Source organism: Nostoc sp., assembly GCF_036917235.1.
In the GTDB taxonomy this organism is placed as follows: Bacteria; Cyanobacteriota; Cyanobacteriia; order Cyanobacteriales; family Nostocaceae; genus Nostoc.
On the sequence record NZ_JBALDU010000074.1, the window covers coordinates 40,804 to 58,914 of the forward strand.

An 18,111-nucleotide genomic window follows, 5' to 3' on the forward strand; every position below is an offset into this window, starting at 1 on the left:
GCGACACGCACTTGCGTTCGTCGTCCCTCCTCTCTACGAGACGCTGTTCGCGTTCGCAATGACAAGTTATTCTCTGATCGCAAAGTAAAAACTGGGATGCACCCAGTTCGCAGTGAGTTAGCGCGGTCTTGGGGGTTTCCCCCATGAGCGACTAACTTTCCCGTTGGGTAAGGACTTTAGTCCTTAATTTTCTCAGCACTAAAGTCCTTACTACAAACTTCAATTTTCAATTTTAGATTTTTCCTTCAATTCAAAGTCCAAAATTCAAAATTATTTTACCGTAAACGTCCCGATCGCAATGTACTGATAATTAACCACAAACCCAATAAACTAGCGACTGCAAACAAGATAGTGCTTAAAAAAGATAGCTGAGTTGTCTGCGCTCTGGTAGAAATAATTGCCGCACCCATAATCAGCGAACCCACTAAAATACTAAAAGATAGTCGGTTAGCGGCATCATCCATAGTGCGCCGCACGCCATCTAACCCCCGCAGCGATAGATTCCACTGTAAGGTTTCTGAGGTAACACGGTCTAATAATAGTTCTATTTGCCGGGGAGATTGGAGAGACAGACTTTTCAGATCCAAGGCTGTTCTGAGAAGCGATCGCACTGGATTATCCCCTACTAGCTGGCGACGAAATAAGTCTGTAATTAATGGTTTAACTTCATCAAAAAAATTAAGCTCTGGGTTGAATGTCCGCGCTACACCTTCTAAATTCGCTAGGGTTTTGGCATACAAACCCATATTACTAGGCAACCTAATTTTATTGTTGCGAGCAACTTGTAAAACTTCATAAATTATCTGACTGAAGTTTATTTGCGTGAGGCTGACATTATGATACTTACGTAACATGCGATCGTAATCATTTTCTAACCGCGACAAAATCACTGGTTGAGCAGAATCTGATAGCTGCAAAGTTAACTGAGCGCACCTTTGAGCATCTAAATCAACGATCGCCAACAACATCTCTGTTAATATCTGCTGTGTCCGGGGATCGAGTCTTCCTACCATGCCACAATCTAACAGAGCCACACGACCATCTTTGAGATAAAACAAGTTTCCTGGATGGGGATCGGCATGAAAAAAGCCATCAATATATAGTTGCTGGAAAAATACCCGAAATAACAAAGTAGTTATTTCTTTACGCTTTTCGGCAGGGTCTTTAACATTGGGGTCATTATCCAAATCTGCCGCCAGGAACGGTACTCCATCCAGCCATTCCATTACCAGCAATTTCTCTGTGGTCAATTCCCAGTTAATTTCCGCCACTACTATTTGTGTGGGATCGTACCAGCGACTCTTGGATAAGTTGCGCCGCAGCTGGTCTGTAAAACCCGCTTCTCGTGTAAAATCCAACTCAGCTTCTAAGGCTTTGGTAAATTCTTCGGCAATGGATTTGATTTCGTAGGTTTGCCCAAAATCAGTTCGCGCCACTAAATCGGCAATACCTTGAATTAAAGCAATATCTTGGGCAATAGTCAGATCGATTCCCGGACGTTGCACTTTTAGAGCGACTTCTCGACCGTCTGCTAGTGTAGCTCGATGCGTCTGAGCAATCGATCCGGCGGCCACTGGAATCGGGTTAACTGTGCTGAAGGTTTCTGCTAATGGACGTTTTAATTCTTTGCGAAGAATTATTTCTATCTCTGACCAAGGAACTGGCGGTACTTCGTCTTGTAAAGTTGATAGTTCCTCAATGTAAGCGGCGCTCAGTAAATCTGGACGCGTAGACATTAGCTGGCCAAGTTTGACGTAAACTGGCCCCAAGTCTACCAGAATATTTTTTAAAACCGCAGGTGTTGGCAGCTGGGGTTCATCAGCTTTGCCACCAGTAAGCAACCTTCGCATATAGTCCCAACCATTGCGAAGGAAGACTTCCAGGATTTCTCGTTGACGGGGAACAGTTTGGGTGAGGAACATTTTTGTAAAAAACTGCAAAGAGGCAGAGGAGTTAAAGAGGTAGGCAGCAGGGGATGACAATACAACGGGAATCGGCTCTAGTTTTGATGCTTGTTAAAGTTTTGCTAGCTGCGGCACAATCTTGAAATCTTTTTATGGATGATTGTACGGCTTCGTGGAGCTTCTGTTCACTCAGCATCCGTTTGACGTAACTAGAGCAGGAATCCCCACCGTGTAATAAGCGATGGGAATAAGAAAATCCTTTGGACGGAGAAATATATTTTTGATAGGCAGTAATAGAGTCAATTACCATTGTCTTGGCGAGAGGCTCAAAGCTAATAATGTCCATAACTGTCAGATAAAATAACAGACAGTCAAGTTATAATAGGAAAATAGACTTTTTCGCCTCTGCCAAGGGTTCTAACTTTTATAGCAGGTCAGTAAATCGGGAATCACTTTGGAGAATTTTAAGGATCTGCTTGATTTCCTGGGTACGTTCTTTTTTGACAACGAGGGTGACATTGCGATCGCGCACAATCACCACATCCTCTAAACCAATAGTAACAACTACATCTTCTGGATTTGAGGCGTAAATAATCGCCCCTTGCGTATCTAAACCTACGTGAGTAGCGAGTTCCACGTTTGGAGTATCTTCCGTTTTGAGTAAACGTTCGATCGCATTCCAATCTCCTAAATCATCCCAACCAAAATCAACTGGCAAAACGTATGCTAGAGTTGTCTTTTCCATTAACGCATAGTCTATACTCTTCTTAGGCAACTGGGGATAGATATCAGGGCCATGTTGTTCTAAAGGTTCGATAATTTCTGGAGCATGGGTATGTAGTTCCTTGAGAACAACCCCTGCCCGAAAAACGAACATTCCACTATTCCAGCTAAAACGTCCCGTAGATAAAAAAGTCTCTGCCGTTTCTCGGTCGGGCTTTTCAGTAAAACGATTGACGTGATAAGCTGGCAACTCATTAAAGCTACCTATTTTTTCACCTTGTTCAATGTAGCCGTAACCGGTTGATGGAAAAGTAGGCTTGATCCCCAGTGTAACGATCGCTGCTGTGCTTGTTGCCAGTTGCGTAGCTGCATTTAATGTGTGTGCAAACGCCTCTTGGTTAGCAATCCAGTGGTCAGCAGGGAAAAAGCCAATCACAGCGTCTTCACCATAGCGCTGTTTGATTTCTAAACTTGTCCAAGCAACGGCTGCGGCTGTGTCTCTTCCTTCCGACTCAATCAGTAAGTTTTTAACTGGTAGATCGGGTAGTTGTTGTTTTACCCCTTCAGCTATCTGACTAGAAGTGATCACCCACAAGGAATCCCACCCGCCACCGAGTTCTATCAATCGATCGGCGGTTGCTTGTAATAGACTTCTAGAGCTACCATCAAGACTTAAAAATTGCTTGGGTCGGTCTTTGCGGCTCAGGGGCCAAAAACGTTCACCTTTACCACCAGCAAGGATTACTGGGAACAATAAAGTATTCATGTTGTCATACACGCCTACCGAAGAACATTACAAGTTTACAGTGAGCTTTTCCACTGGCAATATTTGTAGCTTGGATTAACATACTTTTAGGGAGTGGTTGAGTGGGGAAATAATTGTGATAAAACAAGTCGAATGGTCGGAAAATCCGGTTACGTCTCAGCAAGTAGTAGAGTTTGAAAGTGACGTGCGATCGTCGCAACTTCAACGGATAGAAAATCAAGTAACACCAGCACCAGTAGCCGACTCAGAAGAGGAGGTCGAACTAAACGAGCCAGCGAATCCGAACCGTAGTGTCATCGAATCTGTGGGCGCGTTTCCCAATCAGCTTTCTGAGAGACTGGGTTTAACCATGCCTCGATGGCTGTTATGGTTTATGACGGTTGTCATTGGCATCATCTTATCTGGGCTGCTGGTGTCAACATTAGCGCTGTGGACTCCTTTATGGAGCAATCTAGATCGAACAGATGAAGATTTAGGAACTACTGCTAAAGACGAAGTAAAAATCCCATTACCAGGGGAGTTATGGGGCAAACTCTCCCAGTACAAGCTTTCACGTCCGATGAATATTTTAATCATGGGGATTGAACCAGTCAGCGGTACTGTTGATGGCTCACCAGAAAGCTTTGCAGGGAAAAGCGACTCTATGCTACTGGTACGACTAAACCCTAGTGAAAAATCTGTAAGGGTGCTTTCCATTCCCAGAGATACAATGATCGCCATCCCTGAAAAGGGAGAAAAGGGATTAACTAAGGTATCTGATGCCAATGCCAAAGGCGGCCCAGTTTTGGCTGCACGGGTAGTTAGCCGTACCTTAAACAACGCCCCAATCGATCGTTACATCCGTATTTCTACCAGCGGCTTACGGCAGTTAGTCGATCAGTTAGGCGGTGTAGAAGTCTTTGTTCCCCAATCAATGGAATATAAGGACTCCAGCAGTCGGCTGTCGATTAATTTAGTCAGTGGTTGGCAAACCCTTAATGGCGAACAAGCAGAACAGTTTGCCCGATTCCGCGAACCAGGTTTGGGAGATTTGCCGAGAGTGCAGCGTCAGCAAGCACTAACAGCAGCCCTGCTGCAACGCTTAAATAGTCCCACCGTCTTACCCAGGTTGCCTCAATTAACTCGCCTAATGCGAAAATATTTTGATACCAACCTAAAGATGGAAGAAATGATGGCGTTGGTCAATTTCGGACTCAACCTAGATCGGGATAATTTCCAAATGACTGTGTTGCCTGGTACCTTTAGCCGCTTTAGCAAAGACCCTGATAGCTATTGGCTAAATATGACTGGACAACAGAGCCTGTTGAATGATTATGTTGGGGTAAATGTGCCTGGTCTAAAGCCAGATATGCGTCAGGTTCCTAACCTCAAAATTGCTATTCAAAATGCTTCTAATCAACCTCAGCTAACTGAAAAAGTTATTGCTTATCTCAAACAGAAAGGCTTTAATAATATTTACAAAGTGCCTGATTGGCCAGATACCCAACGTCAAACTCAGATTATTGTCCAAAAAGGCAACCGACGAGTTGGGGTTGATTTGCAAAAAGTCTTAGGCTTGGGTCAAATCGAGGTGTCTGCCATTGGTGATTTAGAATCCGACCTGACAATCCGCATTGGGAAAGATTGGAAATAGCTAAGAGTCATTAGTCATTGGTTAAATGACAAAGCGCAAAGTCTGAGCGCAGGAAACCTCCGCTCAGAACTTTGTAAGATAGGACTAATGACAAATCAAATAATAAAGTTATGAAAAAGATTTTACTGCGCTTTTTGGGTTTGATTGTAATTTTGCTACTAGCATTTGGGTGGATAATACTTAATCCTAAGCCGGCTTTTGCTCAGATAAACACAATCAATTACAACAATATAAATCTAGAAAATCGTGACTTTTCTCATGCTGATTTGGCAGGTGTAACTTTTGTAGCAGCAGAAATGCGGGGGACAAATTTTCAAGGAGCGAATTTAAGCAACGCAATTCTGACTAAAGGAGTTTTATTAAAGGCAAATTTGGAAGATGCGAACTTGAGCGGCGCTTTAGTCGATCGCGTGACTATGGATGGTGCTAACCTGAAAAATGCCATCTTTACAGAAGCAACCTTGACCCGCAGCCGCTTTTTTGATGCTGATGTCACTGGTGCTGATTTTACCGATGCTTTAATTGACCGCTATCAAGTGTCGCTGCTGTGTGAAAGAGCCGATGGCGTAAATCCAGTTACGGGTGTGTCAACGCGAGATAGTTTAGGTTGTAGATAAAGAATCTCCGCGTTAAGCATAAAAACAGAGACATTTTTGCAAAAAAATGGAAAATACAAATTCTTTATTAAACTATGTATTATTTGCTATCGATTTAATTTTAATTTGGGATTTGGTCAGAGATAAAAATATACAAATTTATGAGCAAACACAAAATAAGCTTAAATTTATTATTCAACCGAAGTTACTTAGATTTATTGGGTTCTTTATTGGACAAATAGGTATAATTTATTTATATGCTATTTTTATGTTTATACCTGTTACACAACTGGATTGTAACCGTGTTTTACAAAATATAGATACTTCAAATATTGAGCAAAAGTCATCAAAAATTATATGTCAACTGATAGAATTTGATTGTTTTGGTCATCAAAAAAGCCAAAAACAAATTTCTGAATTAAGTGGAAGTCGTTTAGAAAAACAAACTAAAACTGATGCAGAGGGAAAAATAATATATAAATATCAAGTTCAGTTATTAACTAAAACAGAAAGTATTCCGTTTAGACGAATTACTTACAGTGATTATTTTTCCGACAAAGCGGAGTTTATCATATTAAAAATTAATAATTTCTTATACAACCTTTAGAAAAAAGTTTAATAGTTAAGCAAGATGATACTTTAGTCGGCTACGCTGCAATTGGGATAACCATATTTTGCCTATTATTAGGTTTATTAATTATAGCGTCAGGTTCATTTATAGACTTTAATTTTGAGAAAGAGTCAAATAGTTTAAGTATCAGCCGCTATAAATGGTTTGGGATATTGGGAAAAGTAGTTTTGGTATATTCGTTGAATGAAATTGTTGATATTAAAGTTAAAAGTCTTAATTATGGTGAAGGTAGCACAGATACTCGAGTTATCTTAATCTTAAAATCTGGTGAAAGGGTATCTTTGATTGGTTCCTATAATTCTGGGTTCTTTAATTCTAGGTTTCAAGAGCAACAAGAAATAGTTAAGACGATCAAAAGTTTTCTCGCTTCAAATTAGTAGCTTTTTATACCAATCCTGCCGCTTTCTCAATATCAACTCTGCGATCGCATCCCAAAAAACGTCCTAAACTATAACGCAATGGCAGTTATGATGCCTTCGGGGAACGGAGGAAACCCAGGTTCCCCTGTTTAAGATTGACTGAGAATTGTCAAAAATCAGTCGCCTTTAATTACCGCAGGGAATTTCAATTAAAAATTCTGTTCCTTCTCCTGGTTTAGAGGAGCATTTCATCTGACCATGATGTTTTTCAACTACTATTTGATGGCTAATAGACAATCCTAAACCCGTACCTTTACCTGGTGCTTTGGTAGTGAAGAAGGGATCGAATATATGCGATCGCACTTCTTCTGGAATCCCCAGACCATTATCAGCTATTCTTATTACAATCTGGTTATTAATCGCTTGCGTATTAATCCAGATAGTCAAAGGTATTCTCGGACACGTTTGTAATAATTTCAAATACCTTTGCTGTATAGCGTTAAACTTTTCCTCTAATGCATCAATACTGTTACTCAAAAGATTCATAAACACTTGATTTAATTGCGCGGGATAGCATTCGAGCAAAGGTAAATTATCATATTGTTTAATAATCTCAATAGCTGGGCGTTCATTATTATTTTTGAGGCGATGCCCTAAAATTAGCAAAGTACTATCCAACCCTTCATGAATATCTACTGGCTTCAATTCAGCCTCATCTGTACGAGAGAAGTTTCGTAGTGATAGCACAATATCACAAATCCGCTCTGTTCCCACTTTCATTGACTCAAGGGTTTTGGGTAAATCTTCGATGAGAAAGTCCAAATCACTCTTGTCGATTTGCTCCTGGATAGTTGGCAATATTGAGGAGCTTTGACGGTAAAGTTTCACTACCTTTAGCAGTTCTTCAGTATATTCATTTAAATGGATCAGATTGCCAAAAATAAAACTAATGGGATTGTTGATTTCATGGGCAACTCCAGCAAGTAATTGTCCTAATCCCGCCATTTTTTCACCCTGAATTAACCTAGTCTGAGTTTGTTTTAATTCTTGCAGAGTTTGAGAAAGTTCCAAGGTTTGACGTTTAGTTTGCTCAAGTAATTCTGCTTGCTGAATCGCAATTCCTAATTGCACCCCAACTTGAGCCAGTAAATTAATTTCCTCTTCTTTCCAATAACGCGGTTGCGAATTTTGATAAGCAACTAATAATCCCCATAATTTTTCACCTTCCCGAATCGGCACAAAGGTTTCGTTACGTGGAAGTTCGTTATCGTCGTCTGTGTCCTCAAAAGTTTCTATAATCATTGGTTGGTCTTGTACAACAGGTTTCCAACCATCTTTAAAGGAATCTGCCACAAATTTACCACTCCAATCCGGGTTGAAGCGGTAAATTGCAATTCGCTCGACTTCGAGCAACTCTCGTACAGCTTGAGTAGTGGTTCTAAAAATAGTTTTAATATCGAGTGACTGGCGGATTTTATCAATAGTTGCAGCCAGCAGTTCTTGACGTTCCATTGCTTTTTCCCGTTCAGTGGCTTCTGCTAACTGGACAACCTGCATTTGAACTTGCTTTAAATAAGAATCCTGTTTTAATGCGACTCCTAATTGTTCGGCGATTTGACTGGCAAATTCAATCTCAGAAGGTTGCCAGTAACGAGGAGCGGTGCATTGATGAATACACAGCAATCCCCAAAGTTCACCTTTTTTCAATAGAGGTGCAACCATATTTGCCCGCACTTGAAATTTTTCTAGGATTTGGACGTAGCAACCGGGGAACTTTCCTTGATAAATGTCAGCGATCGCATTTACTCGACCTTGAGCGTAAAGGGGTGCAAAGTTTTCTCCGAAACAATAGTCATAAACTTTTTCTGCCATTACCGAGTTACACTCAGGTACAAAATCCTCAGAAATAAATTCTCCTTCCCAATCTTTTTGCGGGTCAAAACGAAAGACTGCCACTCGGTCTGCTTGCAGCATTTGCCGGGCCTCAGTGACAGTAGTTTGGAAGATTGTATCTAAATCTAGAGACTCCCGAATTCGAGTAATCACACTAGTTAATGTCTTTTGTTGCTCTGCTTGGTACTGAGCGTATGCCAGCAACTTATGGTGTCGAACTGCCACACCAATTTGTGTACCGATTTTGCTCAGTGATTCGACTTCATAAGATTTCCACTCTCTGGGTGAGGCATTTTGGTAGGCAGCGATGATTCCCCAAAGTTGATCTCCTTGGAGAATAGGGGCAGTTGCAAAGGCTTTTGCCTGGAATTGCTCCAACAGAGTTATATGGCAGTTTGTTAATCCAGCTTGGTAAATGTCATTAACTATAAAAGTCTGGTTGTCAACGTAACGCCCGCCTTGCGTCTGTTGTAAATAAGTATCAGCGATCGCAGGCTCAACCCCAACTAAGGGAGTCCAGCCTTCCGTAAATGATTCCGCAACAAAGTTACCACTCCAATCGGGATTGAAGCTAAAGATGGCAACTCGGTCAGCTTGCAACAGCTTACGTATTTCTTGAGTTGTGGTTTTAAAGATAGTTTCAATATCAAGGGGCGAGCGAATTTCATCGACAATTTTAGCTATTACTTGGTCGCGCTGAACTGCTTGAGCCAATTTTGCAGCTTGCAATTTGACTTCATGGAGATGCTTTGCTTGTTGAATCGCAACAACAAGATGGTCAGCAATTTGACGAATAAACTCAATTTCCGATTCTTTCCATTCACGAGTCTCACTGCACTGATGAATGCAAAGCAATCCCCACAGTTCTTGCTTCCGCGATAGAGGGACAACGAGGTTAGCCTGTACCTGAAATTTACTCAAAATTGCCAGATGACAATCACTCAGTCCCGCCTTGTAAATATCCGCTACTGCTTGCACTTGACCTTGTTGGTAATTAGCAGCAAATTGTTCTCCAAAGCAGTTGTCGTAAACTTTTACAGCCATTGCTGAGTCCCAGCCAATTGCAACATCTTCAGAAACAAATTCTCCCTCACAGTTTGGTTCGCGGTCAAACTGGAAGACTGCAACTCGGTCAGCATTAAGCAACTGACGTACTTGTGTAACAGTTGTTTGAAAAATTGTTTCTAAGTCAAGAGACTCCCGAATTCGGACAATTACACTCGCCAGAGCTTTTTGTTGCTCTAGTTGCTCTTGAAGTTGAGCGCTTGACAAAAGAAGTTGATTTTCTGTGAAATTTGAATTGGGTTCCATTGCTCTGGATTATCTCGTTTTTATACAAGGGTTCCTCACGCCAAAGTTCATGGGGTTAAGAAGTGTCACAAATATGACAAACTGCAAAGTTTTACAGTCTTCAGCTGGCCGCGTCCAGGATTCACCAATTTCAGATGGATAGCAACTTGTTGAGGTGGGGACGAATGGGCGCTTTGGGACTGAGTACTGGGTACTAGGGAATAAAATATGAGTAAAATTTGTTTGGGATTCAAATCTCGCCCGATATCCAGTCCCTAGTCTCCAATCCCCAATCCCTAGTTCAACTATTTCCCAGAAGATGGTTATTGTTATAGTTCCCCTTTCTCGATCTATCCTTGTAATGGATTAAAAAATAATTTTGGCTTATACACAACAGAGGAGATAACTAAGTACGCAATTGTGTAAATTCGTCGCCAATTGAGGGTTTAATTTGAAACATAGAGGAGCGCAAAGTTTATTTGAGTATATTCACTACAAACTCAGGCAAGGCTGTCACTAAGTTAGTATTGTCGGGGCAAATCAGAAAAGCGGCCTGACCCCTTTGAAATCGCGATCTAACTAACTTGTAATTCACTGTATTATCGCAATCTTAGGAATTTAATTTTGAGGGTAGGCGTAGCTTGCCGTAGGCATCGATCCCCCTTTGCCCTGAGCTTAGGCATTTAAAATTACTAATTTGTCAAAATTTACCTGACAGACTGCGGAATTTCAGGTTAAATGTTTTAAAGTATGCACTCTGCAAGAGTTGTCGGGTATTATTCGTGACACAACAAGATCAAAAACCCTCTCGTTCTTTCGCTGGAATTGCTGGCATTGTTGCCGCAGCCACATTAATTAGTAAAGTCTTCGGTTTAGTGCGGCAGCAAGCGATCGCTGCCGCATTTGGTGTTGGTGCTGCTGCCACTGCGTATAGTTATGCCTATATTATCCCTGGCTTTTTATTGATCTTACTCGGTGGTGTAAATGGGCCATTACACAGTGCGCTTGTCAGCGTTTTAGCCAAGCGTCGCCGAGAAGAAGCGGCTCCCCTAGTGGAAACCGTGACAACGCTGGTAGCTGGAGTGCTGTTGCTGGTGACAGTGGCTCAGGTTTTCTTTGCGGATGCGATCGTTGATTTAGTCGGTCATGGTTTGGAAGCGACAACTAGAGCGATCGCTATTCAACAACTCCGCATTATGGCACCAATGGCTTTATTTGCCGGTTTAATTGGCATTGGCTTTGGTACTCTCAATACAGCCAATCAATATTGGTTACTCTCCATTAGCCCTTTATTATCCAGTATTACCGTTGTTGGCGGTCTTGCGATCTTAGCTATGCAACTGGGCAAGGACATTATTAAACCGGAGTACGCTTTAATCGGGGGAATGGTGTTAGCTTGGGGAACCTTGGCAGGAGCGATTCTCCAGTGGGTAGTGCAGCTAATTGTTCAATGGCGGTTAGGATTGGGCACATTACGCCTGCGGTTTGATTTTAAATCTCCAGGCGTTCAAGAAGTAATTAAAATCATGACTCCAGCAACAGTTTCCTCTGGAATGATGCCAATTAATGTTGCCACGGATCTTTATTTTGCTAGTCCTATCCCTGGTGCGGCGGCAGGATTTAACTATGCGAATCTATTAGTACAAACTCCCTTGGGGATTATTTCTAATATTATTTTGCTGCCTCTATTACCGATATTTGCCAAACTTGCTGGCCCCGAAAATTGGCAGGACTTAAAATTACGGATTCGCCAAGGACTGCTACTCACTGCTTTTACCATGTTACCGCTAGGGGCACTGATGGTGTCGCTATCAGTACCCATTGTGCAGGTGGTATATGAGCGTGGGGCATTCAAGCCAGAAGCCACAGAGCTAGTTTCATCTTTGCTAGTGGCTTATGGAATTGGGATGTTTGTCTATTTAGGGCGTGATGTTTTGGTGCGGGTATTCTATGCTTTAGGCGATGGACAGACACCTTTTCGCATCAGTATTTTTAACATTTTGCTCAACATCTTATTAGATTGGTTTTTCGTTAAACCTTTTGGCGCTCCCGGTTTGGTATTAGCAACGGTGGGTGTAAATTGTAGCTCAATGTTAATGCTGTTATGGTTGCTCGATCGCAAACTCAATGGTTTACCTTGGCGCGAGTGGGGTTTGCCGATTCTGGGTTTGGCTGCTGGTAGCGTAGTTGCTGGGGTAGCAAGCTATGGGACATTGATTGGTTCTCAGCACTTGCTAGGTAAAACGGGTTTACTGATTCTGGTGTTGCAGTTGTGTATATCTGGCTTTGTAGGGATTGCGGTGTTTGCTGCGATCGCTTCATCGCTGAAAATACCAGAGGTGAATATTTTTATATCTCGTCTACGTCAGCGTTTTTTGAAGAAATAACTGTCATTTGAATTCTTCAGTTAGCACACCCAAGTGGGTGAGAAAGAATTCAGCCATTTGGGTGAACCAGGTGTGCGAGGTTACATTTTGTAAAAAAAGAGATTCTAGTACTAGAGAACATTGATTTTACCTAACTCTAGTGAGAAGAATTCTATGAAACTTACAAAATTAGCTGCCTCTGCATTTGCTGTTGCTTCCATTGTCTTCTCAGCCGGCATTGCATCTGCTCAAAGAGCCGGTACTAATGGTAATTACATCGGTGCTGGTGTTGCTGTTGGTGCAACCAGTGGCGGACAACGAAACGATGAAGCACAAATTGGCGGTAATATTCAAGGACGATACGCCGTACCCAATGCCCCTGTTTCATTGCGGGGTTCTGTGTTGTATGGTGGCGATGCTGCTGCAATTATGCCCATAGTGACTTATGATGCGCCCATCGCCAAAAATACTAACGTTTACTTCGGTGGTGGTTATTCCTTTGTAACTGACGAAGGTCAAAAAACTCCATTGGGCAATCGGAATTCACCTGTAGTCACCCTTGGAATTGAATCAGAAGTTAGCAAAAATGTCATTGCCTACGGCGATACTAAATGGGGTATTGACGCCTACAAAAATAGTGATGCTGATGCCGTTAGCTTCCAAGCTGGATTAGGCTATCGTTTCTAGTGATTACCACCTAGAAAAGGGCTTATTCGGAAGCCAAAACAATGATGTTTACCAGCCGTAATAGTAATTCATTCTTTCATGCGCAAGTATTAATACTTGCGCATGAATCATTTTTAGTGATTATTTTAATAAAAAATGATATTGGCTGATATTGCTACTTTATCTTAAAGTGAAGCAAATACATATACGTATAAGATATTACTCATGAAAAAGATTAATCCCATTCCAGAAATAGTTGGTGAAACAACTGACGTAGAATCTTGGCTGATGCGAGCAGGGCTAAGATTTTCAGACTTAGGTGACGATGCTGCAAGTATTGTAATCCGTAGGCAATGGCGAGAGTATCAAGCCGCAGTTCATAGATGCTGTGTAACCCTACACCAACCACCATCAGGCGTTCAACTAAGCGGCGACTATGCCAACTTGAGAATACCTGACGCGGCATTTACTAATTGTGCGATCGCTCGGCTGTCGAGTCGTCCCCAGTCCTTAGACTAATTATCCTGTTGCACGCCGTTCACTACTGGCTTAATTTCCGAAAATGGATCGGTGCCGCCACCCCAGTTAAAATCACTAATTCGGATGCTGAAACCGCCTAACTCCAGCACCGGATTGTAACGTAAGGTAATGCCATAGGTGCGACGGCTATATTCCAAAATGTAGTCAGTGCTAGTTTCTTTACCAGTATCTAAGTTAACAGATGTTTGAAAGCCTAAGCGAAAAGGTCCGTAGATTTGCTGTGATATTCCAGCGGTCAAAACTGTGTTATCAACGGAGCGATCGAACAAAAAGGGTGATAGTCCGTTATTTAAGCCTTGAGAGTAACTAATATTAAAGGCTGTATAGTCGAAAAAAGGTCGGGAAAAATGACCAATTTGCCCTTGTAAGCCAATTGTACCAATTAGGGTGCTTTGGTTATCACCATTGCTGTAATAACTGGTAGTGCCTGTAAGGCTAGCGATCGCTTGCAAATAAGGAACTACAGGGGTAGCCGTGTATCGTAATCCTTCAGTGGCAGTAGGTGGTAATGGTTTTCCCTGCCACAGCAACAGCCCTCTACTGAGGGTAGCACTGCCTTGTAAACGACCAAGTGAAATGCGATCGTTTTCCCGCACTGGTTCTAGCAAGTCTTGGCGATCGGTGTTGGCATCAATATACTGGGCACTTGCCTGATAGTTGAGGTTGATGCCACTTTTTCCTAAAGGAATTACAGGAGAGCTAATAATGCCGCCAAAACTGCTCTGGACAGTTTGAAAACCCAGAGTACCGTTATAGAGTCGATTGCGGTAGTTATATTGCACATTCAATGTGTGGGGAAGGGAAGTGCCTAATGTCTGGCGCACTCCTAAATTCACCCGCAAATTGTCTTCCAAATCGTTCAAGTTAAAACTAGTTAACTCCCCAGTTCCCTGAATTATCGTCCGTGGACTCAAAACAGAATTTATCTTGGTCTTCACACCAAACAGTGCGCCTAAGTCACCCGTGCCTTCTTGCACAGCTCTCTGTAACAATAACTGGGGCGTAATTGTCCAGCGTGTCTGCTCTGTATCGATTACTGGAAAGCCACGCTCAACATACAAACCACCCCGATCTTTTCCATCGTAGCCGGGGGAGACTATTGCAGGTGTAACGTCCCGCTCCCGGCGGTCAATAGTCCGCTCATTAATCGGAATTGGTAAGGAGACGCTTTGATCCAATACCAAACGCTGATTCTGTGTCCTGATGCGGTCTACCAAGGGTGATTCTCGCGTCAGAGTTACTGTATTTGCACGTAACTCTAGTTCTGGGGGCGAAAAAGGATCGTTGGTGATGCGGACATTCCTTGCTTGCCAGCCTTGCGGATAAAAGTCAATTTGTTCAGCTTCAAATCTGAGCCGATTGACTACACCCCCTGATTTCGGTGCTGGTATGTTGGTAGCGCCTGCTTGACCACCAAATGTCACATCAATTCCTCCAGGGCTGCTGACACCGGAAAGGGGTTGATTGGCTCTAATGCGATCGCTGGGCGGACGTTTTGAAACTCCACCAGCACTTACAGCCGTGGGTGAAAAAGCAAAATCTGTTTGTGCTGAAGGTACGTAAATTTCTCCTCTACCATTTTCCAGTTCCCCACGATCTTGAACGAAGTTATAGGTAAAGCGTTGTCCACGCAGTATCTGATCGCCCCGTGTTAAGGTTACGTTGCCGAATCCCGCTGCGATCATGTTGTCCAAATTGACTTGTAAGCGATCGGCATCCACCACCGCCCCATCAAATCGCACAATTACATTACCTACAGCTGTAATAATTCGCTGTTTCTCGTCATACTCTTGCCGATCTGAAGTGACTTCTACAGTTCTTGGCCCGGCTGGCGGTGGGGTAGCTGGCGCAGTTGTACCAGATGGTTGAGTTTGTGGCTGAGTGGTATTTACTTGTGGTGTAGGCGTTGGTACTTGGCTTTGTTGCTGGAATTGGGACTTAAATTCTACAGTGATCGGTACAGAGAGTTGGTTTGTGGGCTTACGAGACTTGAATGTTATAAAATTTTGTACTGATTGAGAACTCGGTGCTAGATCGGCAGCAGATAAAGAGATATTGTCTTCTTTTAGAGACTGTTGTGCAGTAATATCGCGTTGCTGTTTTTGTTGAGTTAACTTCTCAGCTAAAATTTCTGCTTTGGATTTGCCTAACTTGTTGCTGTTTGTGACAGTTGGGGTAATTTGAAGAGGGTGTTGAGATTGGGCGACAATGGGACTTGGAGAAACTCTATAGGTAAAGCTAGAAGAGTCCAAAAAGGTTGGTTTTGCTCCACCATTAGAGTTTGGATTTAGCGTAGACGCAAAGCAGCTTGTCGTCAGACATCGCTGACTGAGTTTTTGAGCAGGCTCATCTTTTACCTCTTCGTCTAAAGCCTCCGCTCCAACTTTTTTTTGCAAGGCAGCGGCTTCTCTTTGCATCTCCCGTTTACGCAGTGCCGACATCAGGACAAATTCCGAGTGACGGGGTTCGACGCTCGGACTTGTCTTTGTGTATTCTTTAACTTGGCCATTAGAGGTTGTAACCTCCTGCGTGGGATAACCAACAACCAGCGGCTGTCCCAAAAGCCCAGCAGTTGCAGAACCGGGGAGTGGGGAACTTTCTGGTGGAAAGGTTTCTGGTGAATGAGGTACAGAAGAAGTCTTCGCAACTACCAAGTCATCTTGAGTTGAGTCGATCGGAGTTGACAATAAAAGATCGCTTTTAGTGTTACCCGAAATTGCCAACTGAGCCAAATTCTTGGGCTGCTTGGATTTGTCTGTCTTTTCGTGTATTCCAGTATCTACACCTGAAAGAAACTTTGTATGACTAGCAGATGAGGCGGGATTTACAGGTTGTAAAGATTCAACGATAGGAGGCGGATTAGGTGGCAGAACTGGATGAAGCATAAGTGAGCAAAATCGGGCTAACAAACAGCCAAATGACAAAGGGAAGGATTAAACATACATTTTGCCTTCCGACTGTCGCCTTCTGCTACCTACAGCAAGCTACTTGGAGGAAGAAACTTACTAAATTTTCGCTTAGTAAGTTTCCGTGGCGTTTAGTATTTTCCGCCTTCCAAAGTCGCGGATGATTTATCGCCCTCTTACTCTAAGTCCCGACGGCCGGGGTTACGAGCTGGATCGTTCGACAAAAATCCGAAGATGAAGATAGTTACGAAGAAGGCAACAACAATATAAACAGCGATTTTTAAAGTCAGCATAGAAATATCTCCAACGGGTAAAACAAAGAAAGCTTTTCTTTCAGTATCTGCAATGCAGAAAAGATAGCTACTTTATATTACCCAAATCTCGTCCCTTTTTTAGAGGACTCTGGGGACTCAGGACTAGCAATGTCTTCCCTACGGTAATTGATAACGTACAAGATGTAAGTTGTCTGACTTGTAGATGCCCTTAAGAAAGTAACTCAGAGACGTTTAACATTGTGACGTTGGCTGATGGCAAAGGTTTCCCAAAAAAGGCAACAGGTGACAGGGGATAGTTACTATCCCCCATGCCTTTCAGGAGTGCTGAGTTAGGAGTTATTATTTCTTTTCTGCCCCTCTGCCCCCCTGCCCCCCTGTCCCTCTGCCTCTTATACCCCATGCCCTATTTCTCAACTTGAAGCTTTGCTATATCTTTGCCAATTCGGTTTTTGATTACTCGTGCAGGTATGCCAACAGCAACGGAAAAAGGAGGAATATCTCTATTAACAACTGCTCCCGCACCAATAACACTGCCTTTGCCGATAGTAACGCCATCTAATACTGTTACTCCATGTCCTAGCCAACAATCATCCTCAATCACAATTCCCTTGCGAGTAACACCTTGGTATTTAATCAGCTCCATCGGATCGGCAAAATTATGATTATTGGCATATATCCCTGAGTGGGCGGCAATTAAGCAGTGTTTACCAATTTTAATGTCTCCTGGCCCCTCAATAGACACATTGGGAGCAATGAAGGTGTCTTCATCAATATGTATACACGTATCTTCCAAAGACCCGATATCAACGTTACGCTCAATTGCGACTCTATTGCCTACATGAATTCTATTATTTTTGTGTCCTCTTGCATCTATTCGCACACCCTTGAAAATATAGACTCCTGCGCCGATCTCAATACAAGAAGTACCGTTAAATTCAACACCATTTTGAATATACACGGGGCTGCCTATCTGGGCAAAAATACTACGATATCCTAAATTACGCAACTTTGATCCAAGAAGAAGTGTTGGAATATCTGCTAACACTGTAGTTACTAAAAGTTCTTGCACGCGCTGCAATTTGGAAAAATATTGCTCGTTCTGCATGGCTACATATCTCTTTAATCAATTGTTGTTGACAGTGTTTCAAGTTGTTTTGGCTGTATCCTAATCTTTTGCCAATACCAATAGGCTCCGTGTGTATTAATTACATGAGCTAAGGTAGCAGTATCACCAAAATTCCCCAAGATTTTTAGATGGGTTTCCAACATTTGAAAAACCACAGTCTGGCTTTGCCTATGCAAGCAATTCTTGAGGTTAAGTGTGTAGAATTACTCAAGTAATATGCACAATTACGTTAAGTCTCTAGCAGATTTTGTACTATATGCACGTAAAACTTTGGCTTATTTTTCACAAAATCAATTAACAAAACAATTTCAGTGCATTGCCGGGTCAAAACTCAGGCTTTTAAATTGTCTGATGGAAAATTTGCTGGTTTAGATAGACTACTGTTTTGGTTCTCTGGCAAATTTGAAAAGCTTGCTACCGCTAACAGCACTCCTAAA

The 18,111-nt window shown here is 42.5% G+C and carries 13 protein-coding genes; 6 read left to right on the plus strand and 7 right to left on the minus strand.

Features of this window, described 5'->3' with window-relative positions; genetic code table 11:
• Positions 1-275: 275 nt before the first annotated feature.
• The 3 genes from V7K44_RS21340 to V7K44_RS21350 form a co-directional block, all read right to left on the minus strand.
• Positions 276-1,922 carry an ABC1 kinase family protein gene (locus V7K44_RS21340; RefSeq protein WP_334934089.1) on the minus strand — a complete coding sequence of 549 codons (1,647 nt, stop codon included), beginning with the start codon at positions 1,920-1,922 and terminating at the stop codon, positions 276-278.
• A 31-nt stretch (positions 1,923-1,953) separates the two neighbouring features.
• On the minus strand, positions 1,954-2,250 hold the full coding sequence (gene yidD, locus V7K44_RS21345; protein ID WP_334934091.1) for a membrane protein insertion efficiency factor YidD: 297 nt from the start codon (positions 2,248-2,250) through the stop codon (positions 1,954-1,956).
• Between the two features lie 78 nt (positions 2,251-2,328).
• Positions 2,329-3,393 (minus strand): mannose-1-phosphate guanylyltransferase, encoded by a 1,065-nt coding sequence (locus V7K44_RS21350; RefSeq protein ID WP_334934093.1) that lies wholly within the window; start codon positions 3,391-3,393, stop codon positions 2,329-2,331.
• Positions 3,394-3,508: 115 nt separating this feature from the next.
• Between V7K44_RS21350 and V7K44_RS21355 the strand changes: the two genes are divergently transcribed.
• The 3 genes from V7K44_RS21355 to V7K44_RS21365 all read left to right on the plus strand — a co-directional run bounded on the left by V7K44_RS21355 (position 3,509) and on the right by V7K44_RS21365 (position 6,229).
• A complete protein-coding gene (locus V7K44_RS21355) occupies positions 3,509-5,026 on the plus strand; it encodes an LCP family protein (protein WP_334934095.1) in 1,518 nt (505 codons plus the stop codon).
• Between the two features lie 110 nt (positions 5,027-5,136).
• The gene (locus tag V7K44_RS21360) at positions 5,137-5,643 is read left to right on the plus strand and encodes a pentapeptide repeat-containing protein (protein ID WP_334934097.1); all 507 of its coding nucleotides are present in this window, start codon (positions 5,137-5,139) and stop codon (positions 5,641-5,643) included.
• Between the two features lie 46 nt (positions 5,644-5,689).
• Positions 5,690-6,229 (plus strand): hypothetical protein, encoded by a 540-nt coding sequence (locus tag V7K44_RS21365; protein WP_334934099.1) that lies wholly within the window; start codon positions 5,690-5,692, stop codon positions 6,227-6,229.
• Positions 6,230-6,798: 569 nt separating this feature from the next.
• Here the strand turns inward: V7K44_RS21365 and V7K44_RS21370 are convergent.
• On the minus strand, positions 6,799-9,816 hold the full coding sequence (locus V7K44_RS21370; RefSeq protein WP_334934101.1) for a GAF domain-containing sensor histidine kinase: 3,018 nt from the start codon (positions 9,814-9,816) through the stop codon (positions 6,799-6,801).
• 761 nt (positions 9,817-10,577) lie between these two features.
• Between V7K44_RS21370 and murJ the strand changes: the two genes are divergently transcribed.
• The 3 genes from murJ (at position 10,578) to V7K44_RS21385 (ending at position 13,346) form a co-directional block, all read left to right on the plus strand.
• Entirely contained in the window at positions 10,578-12,182 is a 1,605-nt protein-coding gene (gene murJ / locus V7K44_RS21375; RefSeq protein ID WP_334934103.1) for a murein biosynthesis integral membrane protein MurJ, read from the plus strand.
• Positions 12,183-12,335: 153 nt separating this feature from the next.
• Entirely contained in the window at positions 12,336-12,848 is a 513-nt protein-coding gene (locus V7K44_RS21380) for an outer membrane beta-barrel protein (protein ID WP_334934105.1), read from the plus strand.
• Between the two features lie 204 nt (positions 12,849-13,052).
• The gene (locus V7K44_RS21385) at positions 13,053-13,346 is read left to right on the plus strand and encodes a hypothetical protein (protein ID WP_334934107.1); all 294 of its coding nucleotides are present in this window, start codon (positions 13,053-13,055) and stop codon (positions 13,344-13,346) included.
• On the opposite strand, the gene V7K44_RS21390 is transcribed toward V7K44_RS21385, so the two are convergent.
• The 3 genes from V7K44_RS21390 to V7K44_RS21400 form a co-directional block, all read right to left on the minus strand.
• Positions 13,343-16,252, minus strand: coding sequence for a DUF3769 domain-containing protein (locus V7K44_RS21390; RefSeq protein WP_334934109.1), 2,910 nt, complete (start codon positions 16,250-16,252; stop codon positions 13,343-13,345). The genes V7K44_RS21385 and V7K44_RS21390 overlap by 4 nt on opposite strands.
• A gap of 197 nt (positions 16,253-16,449) precedes the next feature.
• Positions 16,450-16,566 carry a photosystem II reaction center protein I gene (locus tag V7K44_RS21395; RefSeq protein ID WP_041566417.1) on the minus strand — a complete coding sequence of 39 codons (117 nt, stop codon included), beginning with the start codon at positions 16,564-16,566 and terminating at the stop codon, positions 16,450-16,452.
• Positions 16,567-16,951: 385 nt separating this feature from the next.
• Positions 16,952-17,653 (minus strand): acyltransferase, encoded by a 702-nt coding sequence (locus V7K44_RS21400; RefSeq protein ID WP_334934111.1) that lies wholly within the window; start codon positions 17,651-17,653, stop codon positions 16,952-16,954.
• Between the last annotated feature and the right edge of the window lie 458 nt (positions 17,654-18,111).

Bases quoted from the DNA above. Each gene is read 5' to 3' on its own strand.
- V7K44_RS21340 (WP_334934089.1), bottom strand. From the start codon at position 1,922: ATGTTCCTCACCCAAACTGTTCCCCGTCAACGAGAAATCCTGGAAGTC.
- yidD (WP_334934091.1), bottom strand. From the start codon at position 2,250: ATGGACATTATTAGCTTTGAGCCTCTCGCCAAGACAATGGTAATTGAC.
- V7K44_RS21350 (WP_334934093.1), bottom strand. From the start codon at position 3,393: ATGAATACTTTATTGTTCCCAGTAATCCTTGCTGGTGGTAAAGGTGAA.
- V7K44_RS21360 (WP_334934097.1), top strand. From the start codon at position 5,137: ATGAAAAAGATTTTACTGCGCTTTTTGGGTTTGATTGTAATTTTGCTA.
- V7K44_RS21365 (WP_334934099.1), top strand. From the start codon at position 5,690: ATGGAAAATACAAATTCTTTATTAAACTATGTATTATTTGCTATCGAT.
- V7K44_RS21370 (WP_334934101.1), bottom strand. From the start codon at position 9,816: ATGGAACCCAATTCAAATTTCACAGAAAATCAACTTCTTTTGTCAAGC.
- V7K44_RS21380 (WP_334934105.1), top strand. From the start codon at position 12,336: ATGAAACTTACAAAATTAGCTGCCTCTGCATTTGCTGTTGCTTCCATT.
- V7K44_RS21385 (WP_334934107.1), top strand. From the start codon at position 13,053: ATGAAAAAGATTAATCCCATTCCAGAAATAGTTGGTGAAACAACTGAC.
- V7K44_RS21390 (WP_334934109.1), bottom strand. From the start codon at position 16,252: ATGCTTCATCCAGTTCTGCCACCTAATCCGCCTCCTATCGTTGAATCT.
- V7K44_RS21395 (WP_041566417.1), bottom strand. From the start codon at position 16,566: ATGCTGACTTTAAAAATCGCTGTTTATATTGTTGTTGCCTTCTTCGTA.
- V7K44_RS21400 (WP_334934111.1), bottom strand. From the start codon at position 17,653: ATGCAGAACGAGCAATATTTTTCCAAATTGCAGCGCGTGCAAGAACTT.